The 12,043-nt window shown below is 75.7% G+C and carries 1 protein-coding gene; it reads right to left on the bottom strand.

All coding sequences use genetic code 11. The features are described from left to right. Positions 1-11,955, bottom strand: an 11,955-nt coding sequence (locus AC13HU_RS19455; protein ID WP_483043176.1) for a type I polyketide synthase, incomplete at its 3' end; no start/stop codon positions are given. Between the last annotated feature and the right edge of the window lie 88 nt (positions 11,956-12,043).

The raw sequence follows: 12,043 nt of genomic DNA, 5'->3' as shown, positions 1-12,043 counted from the left end.
CTCCACCGCCGTCAGCGAGTCGATGCCGAGTTCGCGGAAGAGCCGGGTGGCCGAGATCTCGCCGGCGTCGGCGTGGCCGAGCACCGCGGCGAGCTGTCGCAGCACCAGGTCCTGTACCAGCGCCGTACGGTCACCGGCGGCGGCTGCCAGGAGCCGGTCGCGGAAGCCGGCGCCGGTCTCCGCCGGGGTGGCCGCCGGCTCGCCGGCAGCGGGTAGCACGGCCTTGCGGTAGCCGGGCAGGCCGAGGAACAGCCGGGTCGGCCGCACTCCCACCGAGCCGGCGTCGAAGCGGTCGAAGTCCACGTCCGCGATGACCAGATGACCGCTGTCGCAGGCGACCGCCCGCTCCAGCGCGCGCACCGCCCGCCGCGGGTCCATCGACTCCATCGCGAACCGGTGCAGCCGGTTGGCGATCACCTCGCCGCCCTCCAGCCCGCTGCCGCCCGCCCAGTGCCCCCAGCCGACGGACAGCGCGGGCAGGCCGAGCGCCCGGCGGTGCAGCGCGAGCGCGTCGAGGTAGGCGTTGCCGGGGGCGTAGCCGCCCTGTCCCGCGTCCGCCGTGACGCCCGCGAACGACGAGAACAGCACGAACGCGTCCAACGGAAGGTCCCGGGTCAGCTCGTCGAGATGGCGTGCCGCCCGTGCCTTCACCCGCAACGACCGCTGGAGCTGATCGGCCGTCAGGGACATCAGCAACGCGTCGTCCACGGCCGCCGCCGTGTGCACCACGGCGGTCAGCGGATACTCCTCCGGCACCTGCGCCAGCAGCTCCGCCAGCGCCGTACGGTCGCCGAGATCGCAGGCCGCGACGGTCACCCGGGAGCCGAGCGCGGCGAGTTCCGCCGCCAGTTCGCTCGCGCCCGGCGCGTCCGGGCCCCGCCGGCCGGTCAGCAGCAGGTGGGGCGCCCCGAGGGCGGCCAACTGCCGTACCACGTGCCCGCCGAGCGCGCCCGTGCCGCCGGTGACCAGAACCGTTCCGGTGGGCTGCCAGCTCTGCGACCGGTCTTCGACGGGTGCGGACACCAGCCGCCGGGTCAGCGCCGCCGAGGCCCGGACCGCCACCTCGTCCTCGCCGGTGACCCCGGAGACCACGGCCGCCAGCCGGGTCAGCGCGCGCGGCGCCAGGTCCCGGGGCAGGTCGATCACCCCGCCCCACCGCTCGGGATGCTCCTGACGGGCGGTCGCCGCGAGCCCCCACACCATGGCCTGCTCCGGCGCGGGCACCGTATCCGCCGGCTCCGCGCCGACCGCACCTTGGGTGAGCACCCATAGCGGGGCCGGCCAGTCCACGTCGCCGAGCGCCTGGACGACGGCCAGCGTGGCCGCAAGTGCCCGCGGTACGGCGTCGTGGTCGGGGTGCGTGCCGTCGAGCAGCCCGGTCAGCGCCAGCACACCGGCCGGGACCTCGATCCCCTCCAGCGCCTTGGTCACGGCGGCCCGGTCGGCCTCGGCCGGCAGCGCGAGCCGCGTCACCCGCGCCCCGTGCGCGCGAAGCGCCGCCTCGACCGGCGCGGCCACCGACCCGGCCACCGACCCGGCCGCCGGGTCGTCCGGTACGAGGAGCAGCCAGCCGTCGTTGAGCGTGGGCCGCGCGGCGGTGGCGACCGGCTCCCACACCACCCGGTGCCGCCAGCGGTCGAGCGCCGCGTCCTCCCGTGCCGTCTCCCGCCAGCCGGCGAGCGCCGGCAGCACGTCCCGCAACGACGCCATCTGGCCGTTCACGAGCGGGAGTTCGTCCAGCAGCGCATCGACGTCGCCGCTCTCGACCGCGTCCCAGAAGCGCCGTCCGGCCGGGTCGTCGGTCACGGCGGGTGCGGGCGCGGCGGCGGGAGAGACGAAGTAGGCCGACTGGCGCGGCGCGTCCAGCCAGTACCGCTGCCGCTGGAAGGCGTAGGTCGGCAGGTCGACGAAGGCCGGCGGGGTCTGCGCGTACACCGCCCGCGGCCAGTCCACGGGCACTCCGGCGACGTATGCCGCGCCCAGGGAGAGCGCGAGCCGGTGCGGACCGCCCTCGTCCCGGCGCAGCGTGCCCAGCGCGGACGCCGGCGTGCCCGCGTCCTCGATGGTCTCCTGAAGACCCGTCAGCAGCACCGGATGGGGACTCGCCTCCAGGAACACCCGGTGTCCGCGGCCCAGCAACTCCCTTACGGCCGCGTCGAAACGGACCGGCTCGCGCATGTTGCGGTACCAGTAGCCGGCGTCCATACCTGAGCCGTCGAGCACCTCGCCGGTGACCGTGGAGACGACCGGGATCTGGCCCGACCTCGGTGCGACGGGGGCCAGTTCGGCCAGCACGCGCTCGCGCACCAGCTCCACCTGGGCCGAGTGCCCGGCGGCGGTCGCGCCCTTCACCCGGCGGGCCCGGACGCCGGCCGACTCGGTGTCCGCCAGGAACTCCTCCACCGCGGCCGCCTCGCCCGACACCACCACCGACTCCGGCCCGTTGACCGCGGCGACGCTCAGCCGGCCGCCCCAGCGCTCCAACCGGGCGGCGACCCACTCCTGCGACCGGGCCACCGACGCCATCGCGCCGAGCCCGGACAACTCCTCCTGCATGGTCCGGCTGCGCAGGCAGATGATCCGTGCCGCGTCCGGCAGCGACAGCGCGCCCGCGACGCAGGCCGCGGCCACCTCGCCCTGCGAGTGCCCGACGACCGCCGCCGGCACCACCCCGGCCGCCTGCCAGGTGCGGGCCAGGGCCACCATCACCGCGAACAGCAGCGGTTGGACCACGTCGAGCCGTTGCGGCGAGGGCGCGCCCGGACGGTCGTGCAGCACGTCGAGGACCGACCAGTCCACGAACTCGCCGAGCGCCGCGTCACATTCGGCGAGCGAGCGGGCGAACACCGGTGAGGTGTCGAGGAGTTCGACCGCCATTCCGGGCCACTGCGAGCCCTGGCCCGGGAAGACCAGCACCGGGCCGGCGCCCGGCGCGGCCGCACCCGTGACCAGCTGGGCGTGCGCCTCCCCGTCGGCCAGCGCCGCGAGCGCGGCCAACGCCTCGTCCCGGCCGCCCGCGACGACGGCCGCCCGGTGCTCCAGTTCTGTCACCCGCGAGGTCGCCAGCGCCCGCCCCAGCGCGGCGAGTTCGAGCTCCGGCCGGGCGACGAGGGAGTCGACCAGCCGCCGGGCCTGATCGCGCAGCCCGGCCGCGGTCGCCGCGGAGAGGGGCAGGACGGCGGGGGCGCCGGCGAGGACCGCGGGGGCGCCGGCGAGGACCGCGGGGGCGAGCGAGCCTTGCGGGCCCGGTTCCTGTGCCGCCCCGGGCACGTGTTCTTCTTCCCGCGCCGCCGCGGGCGCGTGCTCCTCCAGGATGACGTGCGCGTTCGTCCCGCTGATCCCGAACGCCGACACGGCCGCCCGCCGGGCCCGTTCCACCTGCGGCCACTCGCGTCGCTCGGTGAGCAGTTCCAGCCCGCCGGAGGACCAGTCCAGGTGCGAAGAGGGGGCGGACACGTGCAGGGTGCGGGGCAGGACGCCGTGGTGGAGGGCGTGCACCATCTTCATCACGCCGGCGATGCCCGCCGCGGCCTGCGTGTGGCCGATGTTGGACTTCAACGATCCGAGGTACAGCGGCCGTTCGGCCGGCCGGCCCTGCCCGTAGGTGGCCAGCAGCGCGGTCGCTTCGATGGGGTCGCCGAGCGGGGTGCCGGTGCCGTGCCCCTCGACGGCGTCCACGTCGGCCGGGGTCAGCCCGGCGTCGGCGAGGGCCTGCCGGATCACCCGCTGCTGGGACCGGCCGTTGGGCGCGCTCAGGCCGTTGGAGGCGCCGTCCTGGTTGACGGCCGAGCCGCGGATCACGGCGAGCACCGGGTGCCCGTTGCGCAGCGCGTCCGAGAGCCGTTCGACGACCAGCGTGCCGATGCCCTCGGAGAAGGCCGAGCCGTCCGCGTCGTCGGAGTACGAGCGGCAGCGCCCGGTCCGGCCGAGCACCTGCTGTCGGCTGAACTCCACGAAGCCGCCCGGCGTGGACATCACCGCCGCACCGCCTGCCACCGCGAGGTCGCATTCCCCGCCGCGCAGCGCCCGCACCGCGAGATGCAGGGCGACCAGGCCGGCCGAGCAGGCCGTGTCGAGCGTGAGGGTGGGGCCTTCGAGGCCGAAGACGTACGCGACCCGGCCGGACAGCACGCTGGCGGTATGCCCGAGCAACAGGTGGTGGGCGACCCCTTCGGGGGCGTCCGTCACCCCGCCCGCGTAGTCCTGCTCACCCGCGCCGACGAAGACGCCCGTGCTGCTGCCGCGCAGCGAGGTCGGCGCGATCCCGGCCCGTTCGAACGCCTCCCAGGTCGTCTCCAACAGCAACCGCTGGTGCGGGTCCATGGCCAGCGCCTCACGCGGCGAGATCCCGAACAGGCCCGGTTCGAATCCGGCGATGTCGTCCAGGAAGCCGCCCTCGCGCGAGTACGACGTCCCCGACGCGGCCGGGTCCGGGTCGTACACGGCGGCCAGGTCCCAGCCGCGGTCGGCGGGGAAGTCCGCGATGGCGTCCCGCTCTTCGGCGACCAGCCGCCACAGGTCCTCGGGGCTGACCACGCCGCCGGGATAGCGGCAGGCCATGCCGATGACGGCCACCGGTTCGTCCGCCGCCGCGGCGGCTGATGGCGCGGCGGTGGGCGGCGCGGCGGCCGGCGTGGATTCCCGCTCCGCGCCCGCCAGTCGGTCGCGGATCGAGGCGGCCAGGTCACGCGGGGTGGGGTGGTCGAAGACGACGGTGGCGGGCAGGGCGAGCCCGGTCGCCGCGGTGATCCGGTCGCGCACCTCCACGGCGGTCAGCGAGTCCAGGCCCAGGTTCTTGAAGGTCTGCGTGACATCGAGGTCGTGTGCCGCGTCGTGCCCGAGGGCGGCCGCCACCTCGTCCCGCACCAGGGCCAGGACCGTCCGTTCCTGTTCGGGGGGCGGCAGCGCGCCCACGCGGCGCGCGAACTCGCCGCCGGCCGCCGCCTCGCCCGTTGGGGCGGCTTCGGTATCGCCGTGCCCCGCCGACAGGGCGAACAGCGGGCCGGGCCGCACAGCGGCGAACATCGCGGTCAGCCGCTCCCAGTCCACATCGGCGACGACCTGGCAGGGCCGACCCGAATCCAGCACCTGCTGAAGCGCGGCCAGCGCGTCCGCCGGGGCCAGCGGGCGCAGCCCGCTGCGCCGTAGCAGGCCGGCCACCTCGTCGTCCGCCGCCATGCCCGCGCCTCGCCACGGTCCCCACGCGACGGATGTCGCGGGCAGCCCGTCGGCCCGCCGCCGCTGGGCGAGGGCATCCAGCACCGCGTTGCCGGCGGCGTACGCGGCCTGCCCGGTGCTGCCCCACACGCCCGCGATCGACGAGAACAGCACGAAGGCGTCCAGCTCCAGGCCGGCCTCCCGGGTCAACTCGTCGAGATGGCGCGCCCCGTCGGCCTTGCCCGCGAGAGCCGCGGACCACTCCTCGGCCGACAACTCGGCCACCGGGCACGCCTCGAAGGCACCGGCCGCGTGGAATACGGAGGTGGGCCGGTGGCGGGCGATCAGGTCGGCGAGCGCCGCGCGGTCGGCGGTGTCGCATGCCTCCACCGACACCTCGGCGCCACGCTCGCGCAGGTCGGCGGCCAGATCGGCCGCACCCGGAGCGGCCTCGCCCCGGCGACCGGTGAGGACGAGACGCCGGGCGCCGTTGTCCGCGAGCCACCGGGCCACGTGGGCGCCGAGCGCCCCGGTCCCGCCGGTGACGAGGACGGTTCCACCGGCGCGCCACGGCCGGCCGGGGGCCGTATTCGCAACGGCCGTATTGGCAACGGCGGTACCTGCGCCGGCCGTATTCGTACCCGTACCCGTACCTGTACCCGTACCCGTACCCGCGCCGGCCGCGTCCGCAACGGCGGTTCCCGCACTGGCTGTTCCCGCACCGGCCGCACCCGCACCCGCACCAGCCGTACCCGGATCAGTCGTACCGCCGGTGGCCGGTACGACGCGGCGTACCCGGACCCGTCCGTCGCGCAGCGCGATCTGGTCCTCCCGGCCGGGGCGGACGGCTGCGGCGAGTACGGCGCACAGCGCGTCCAGATCGCGGTCGCCGTAGCCGCCCACGTCCGCCAAACCACCCCAGACGGAGGGGAGTTCGAGCGAGACGACCTGGCCGAGCCCCCACACCGCGGCCTGCGCCACCGCCCGTACCGGGTCCTGCGATCCGGTGGAGACGGCACCCTCGGTGAGGAACCACAGCGGGGCGTCCGGGCCGGCGCTGCGGGCTGCCGCCAGCGCGAACAGCCCGGGGTCCGGCGCGAGGGCGGCCGCGACCACTACACCGGCGACGTCACCCGCGATGTCGCCGGCCCCGTCACCGTCGCCGGGCAGGCCCACCACGGTCTCGGCTCCGGCCCGCTCCAGCGCGGAGCGAAGAGCCGTCACCCGCGCGTCCGCCGGATCGACGCCGGCCGGCAGGCCCACCCGCCAACGCCCGTGCAACCGAGCCCCGTTGACGGTCGTCGGCACCCATGTCACCTGGTGGGCGAAGTGTCGTAGCCGGTCCGCGCGGTCCCGGGTGTTCAGCAGCGCGTCCAGCGTCCGCGTCTGCTCCGCGGTGAGGTCCAGCTCTCCCACGAGCGTCCCGAACGTGTCGAGGGCGGTGGTCCGGGCGGGCGCGGCGAGCCAGAAGCGGCGGTGCCGGAAGGGGTAGCCGGGCAGTTCGACGGTCCGGGCGCCGGTGTTCTCGAACGCCCTGGCCCAGTCCAGCCGCAGGCCCGACAGGTGCAGGGCCGACAGCGCCTCCACGAAGGTCGCCGTCTCGGACCGGTCGGCGCGCAGCGCCGCGACGACCGTGGGTGCGGCGTCCGTGGGCGAGACGTCCGCGGGCAGGCTGTCGCGGACGGCCCCGGTGAGCACACCGGCGGGCCCCAGTTCCAGGTACGCCGTCGCGCCCGCCGCGTGCAGCGCGCGGACGCCGTCGGCGAAGCGGACCGGCTCGCGTACGTGCCGTACCCAGTAGGAGGGTGAGCACAGTTCGTCCGGGCCGGCCGGTGCGCCGGTCAGATCGGACACGACGGGCAACGCCGGCGGGTGGAAGGAGACGCCGGCCAGGACGTCCGCGAAGGCGGCCGACATCGCGTCCATGTGCGCGGAGTGGAAGGCGTGGCCGACCCGCAGCCGCCGTACCCGCCGCCCCTGTGCCCGGAACCGCGCCGCCACTTCCTCGACGGCCTCGCGGTCACCGGAGATCACCACGGCGGACGGCCCGTTGACCGCGGCCACGCCCACCCGGTCGCCGTACCCGGCGAGTTCGCGCCGGGTCTCCTCCTCGGTGGCCTCCACGGCGGCCATCGCCCCGTCCGCCGTCACCGCCCGCATCAGCCGTCCGCGCGCGGCCACCAGCGCACAGGCGTCGGCGAGGGACCACACCCCGGCGACGCAGGCCGCCGCGAACCCGCCGATGGAATGCCCGATCAGCAGGCCGGGCCGCCCACCCCAGTGCTCAAGCAGCCGGTACAGCGCCACCTCGACGGCGAAGATCGCGGGCTGTGCGTGGTCGGTGCGGTCCAGCAGGTCCGAGTCCGTGCCGAACACGACGTCCCGCAGCGGCTGTTCGAGATGCGGAGCGAAGTGCGCGCACACCTCGTCGAAGGCCGCGGCGAACACCGGCTGGGCCTCGTACAGTTCACGGCCCATGCCGAGGCGCTGGCTGCCCTGGCCGCTGAAGACGACCGCGAGCAGGGCGTCCTCCCGGGCCCGGCCCGTCAAGGTCCCGGCGGTGGAGCGCCCTTCGGCCACCGCCCGCAGCCGCTCGACCGCCTGCTCCCGCCCGCCCGCGACGACCGCGGCGCGCATTCGCAGCGCGCTGCGGGTGGTCGTCAACGACCAGGCCACGTCCACGAGTTCCGCACCCGCGGCGACGGTCGCCGCGATCCGCGCGGCCTGCGCGCGCAGCGCCTCCTCGTCGGCCGCCGACAGCAGCAACGGGACGACGGCGGGGTCCGGGCCGCGCTCGGGCGGGGCGGCGGGCGGCGGTGCCTGCTCAAGGATGACGTGCGCGTTCGTCCCGCTGATCCCGAAGGACGACACGGCCGCCCGCCGCGGCCGGTCCGTCGCGGGCCAGGTCCGGGTACGGGCGAGCAACTCCACCGCGCCGGACGCCCAGTCCACGTGCGAGGAGGGCTCGTCCGCGTGCAGGCTGCGCGGAAGCACGCCCTCGTCCAGCGCCATGATCATCTTGATGATGCCGGCGACACCGGCGGCGGCCTGGGTGTGGCCGAGGTTGGACTTCACCGAGCCGAGATAGAGCGGCCGTTCGGCGGGCCGGTCCCGGCCGTACGTCTCCAGCAGGGCACCGGCTTCGATCGGGTCGCCCAGGACGGTGCCGGTGCCGTGGCCCTCGACGGCGTCCACGTCGGCCGGCGCGAGCCCGGCGTCGGCGAGCGCCTGGTGGATGACGCGCTGCTGGGCGGTACCGCTGGGCGCGGTCAGGCCGTTGGAGGCGCCGTCCTGGTTGACGGCCGAGCCGCGTACCACCGCGAGGATCCGGTGGTTGTTACGGCGGGCGTCCGACAGCCGCTCCACCAGCAGCATGCCCACACCCTCGGACCAGCCGGTGCCGTCGGCCCCCTCGGCGAACGACTTGCAGCGGCCGTCGCGCGCCAGCCCGCCCTGCCGGGAGAACTCCACGAACGTGTCCGGCGCGACCATCACCGTCACCCCGCCGGCCAGCGCCAGATCGCACTCCCCGCGCCGCAGCGACTGCGCGGCCAGGTGCAGCGCCACCAGCGACGACGAGCACGCGGTGTCCACCGTCAGCGCGGGTCCCTCAAGCCCCAGCGCGTAGGCGATCCGGCCCGAGGCGACGCTGCCGGCGCCGCCCGTCAGCAGATACCCCTCCACGCCCTCCGGCACCTCGACCGAGCCGCTGCCGTAGTCGTGGTACATCAGCCCGGCGAACACACCGCCGCGCGAGCCGTGCACGGCCTCCGCCGGGATGCCCGCGTTCTCCAGGGCCTCCCAGGACACCTCCAGCAGCAGCCGTTGTTGCGGGTCCATGGCCAGCGCCTCGCGCGGCGAGATCCCGAACAGCGCCGGGTCGAAGCCGGCGGCGTCGTCCAGAAACCCGCCGTGCCGGGTGGCACTCGAGCCGCGCGCGCCGGTCGCCGGGTCGAGCAGCGCGGCCAGATCCCAGCCGCGGTCGACGGGGAACTCGCCCACCGCGTCCCGCTCCTGGAGCACCAGGCGCCACAGATCGGCGGGTCCGTTCACCCCGCCCGGATAGCGGCAGGCCATGCCGACGATCGCCACCGGTTCGCCGTCAACGCGCGGCACGGCGTGCTCCGCAGCCGCGGGCATGGCGGCCGCGCCGGTCAGCCGCCCGCCCAGGAACCGGGCCAGCGCGCGAGGTGTCGGATGGTCGAAGACCACCGTGGACGGCAGGGCGAGACCGGTGACCGTCGCCAGCCGGTTGCGCACCTCCACCGCCATCAGCGAGTCCAGGCCCAGTTCCCGGAACTCGCCGGCCACGTCCAGCCCGTCGCCGCTCGCATGCCCCAGGACCAACGCCGTCTCGTCACGCACCAGCCCCAGCAGCAGCCGCTCCCGCTCGTCGGCCGACAGCCCGGCCAGCCGTTCCGCCAACCCGGACCGGGAGGCCGCCGCCGGCGTCGCCTGTGCGGCCGTCCGCCGTACGGCACGCGGCGCGAGCCGCGACAACAGCGCGGGTACGGGCCGCCCGGCCCGCGCCAACGCCTCCGCGTCGATCCGGGCCGGCACCAGAGCGGCCGGGCCACCGTCCCGCACCGTCGCGGCGAGGGCGGCGTCCAGCAGGGCCAGCCCCTCCTGAGCCGGCAGCGGCAGCAGCCCGGCGCGCCGCATCCGGGCCAGGTCCCGCCCGTCCAGATGCCCGGTCATCCCGGACGGCTGCTCCCACAGCCCCCACGCCAACGACAGCGCGGGCAGGCCCAGTTGACCGCGGTGGACGGCCAGGGCGTCAAGGAACGCGTTGGCCGCCGCGTAGTTGGCCTGCCCCGGGTTGCCGAGGACACCCGCCACCGACGAGAACAGCACGAAGGCCGACAGGTCCAGCCCGGCCGTCAGCTCGTGCAGGTGCCAGGCGGCCAGGGCCTTCGGCCGCAACACCGCATCCACGGCCTCGCCGCTCAGCCCCTCGACGGTCGCGTCCGCCAGGACGCCCGCCATGTGCACCACGGCCCCCAGCGGATGCCCCGATCCCTGGATCTCCGCCACGATGCGGGCCAGTGCGTCCCGGTCCCCGACGTCACAGGCCCGTACATCGACGACGGCGCCCGACTCCGCCAACGTCCCGACCAGTTCGGCCGCACCGGCCGCGCCCGCTCCCGAGCGGCTGAGCAGCAGCAGCCGCCGCACCCCGTGCACGGTGACGAGGTGCCGCGCCACGAGCGCGCCCAGGCTTCCCGTGCCACCGGTCATCAGGACCGTACGGTCGCCGTCGAAGACGGGCGGCACCGAACTTTCGGCGGGTGCCGCAGCCGCTTCGGTGGGCGGCGCGGAGCCCTCCGCGAGCGGATAGCGGACGAGGCGCGGCACGTACAACGTCCCGTCGCGCAACGCGAGTTGGGACTCCGCGCCGACCAAGCCCGGCGCAAACCCCGTGTCCGTGTCCGCGTCTGCGTCCGCGTCGGTGCCGGTGCCGGTGCCGGTGCCGGTGTCGGTGCCGGTGTCGACGAGGACGAAGCGGCCCGGATGCTCGCTCTGCGCCGACCGCACCAGACCCCATACGGCGGCCGCCGCCGGGTCGGTGATCCGGTCGTCGTCGCCCACCGAGACCGCGCCCCGGGTCCGGACCACCAACCTGTGGTTCCGCAGCCCCGGTTCGGTCACGAAGCGGCGGACGACCTCCAGCGCGGACCGGACCAACTCGCCGACCTCCACAGGGGAGGGGCCGGCAAGGTCCAGCAACACGGCCGGAAGTACGTTGAGTTGAAGTCCGCCGGGTCGAGGTCCGCCGGGCGGCTGCGGGGCGGGTACGGCGTCGGGCCCGGAAATCCCGAGCGACTCGCGGAGCCCGTCGAGTTCGTCGGGCCCGGAGATCCTGGCCGCCCACTCGCCCGGCCCGGACCCGTCCGCCGCATCGGTCGGCCCGGCCTCCTCCCACCGCACCGCCAGCAGCGCCTCGGACCGCGGGGCCGCGCGCAGCGCCTCCACGGCGACCGGCAACAGCGCCAGCGACGCCACGGACACCACAGGCGCACCGTCGCCGTCCACGGCCGTAAGCCGTACGGACTCCGGCCCCGTACGACGCACCACTACCCGTAGCGCCCGCGCACCCGAGGCGTACACCCGCACGCCCGACCATGCGAACGGCAGCCGGACCCCGGGAACCTGGGGCAACAGCCCGCTCGCCGCCACGGTGTGAAGGGCGGCGTCGAGGAGTGCCGGATGCAGCAGGAACCCGTCGGACGCACCCGCCTCCGCCGGCAGTTCGACCTCCGCGAACACCTCGTCCCCGCGGCGCCAGAGGGCCCGCACACCCTGGAAGGCGGGGCCGTAGTCGTACCCCTGGGCGGCCAGGTCGTCGTAGAGCGCGCCCGTCGGCAGGGGAAGGGCACCGGACGGTGGCCAGGCGGCGAGATCAGCCGGCGGGTCGCCGGCACCGTCCGGGGTGCCCTCGGCCAGCAGACCCTCGGCGTGGAGCGTCCACGCGGTCTCCGCGCGGGCCGATCCCGGCCGGGAGTGCACGGTCACCGGACGGCGCCCGGACCCGTCCGGCTCGCCCACCGCGACCTGCACGGTCATTGGGCCGGTGAGCGCCAGCGGCGCCCGCACCGTCAACTCCTCGACCGAGCCGCACCCCACCTCGTCGCCGACCTTCATCGCCATCTCCACGAAGGCGGTACCCGGCAGCAACACCGTCCCGGCGACCGCGTGGTCGGCACACCACTCGGGAGCCCCCGCGCCCAGCACGCCCGTCAGCACCACGCCCGCACCCGCCAGCGGCACGGCCGCGCTCAGCAACGGGTGGTCGCGCACGTCGATTCCGGGTGGAGCGGTGGGGGTTTGGTGTGATTGCAGCCAGTAGCGTTGGTGTTGGAAGGGGTAGGTGGGGAGGGGTGTGTGG

Source organism: Streptomyces sp. NH27 (assembly GCF_056859195.1).
This window is presented reverse-complemented; position numbering and strand designations above follow the sequence as displayed.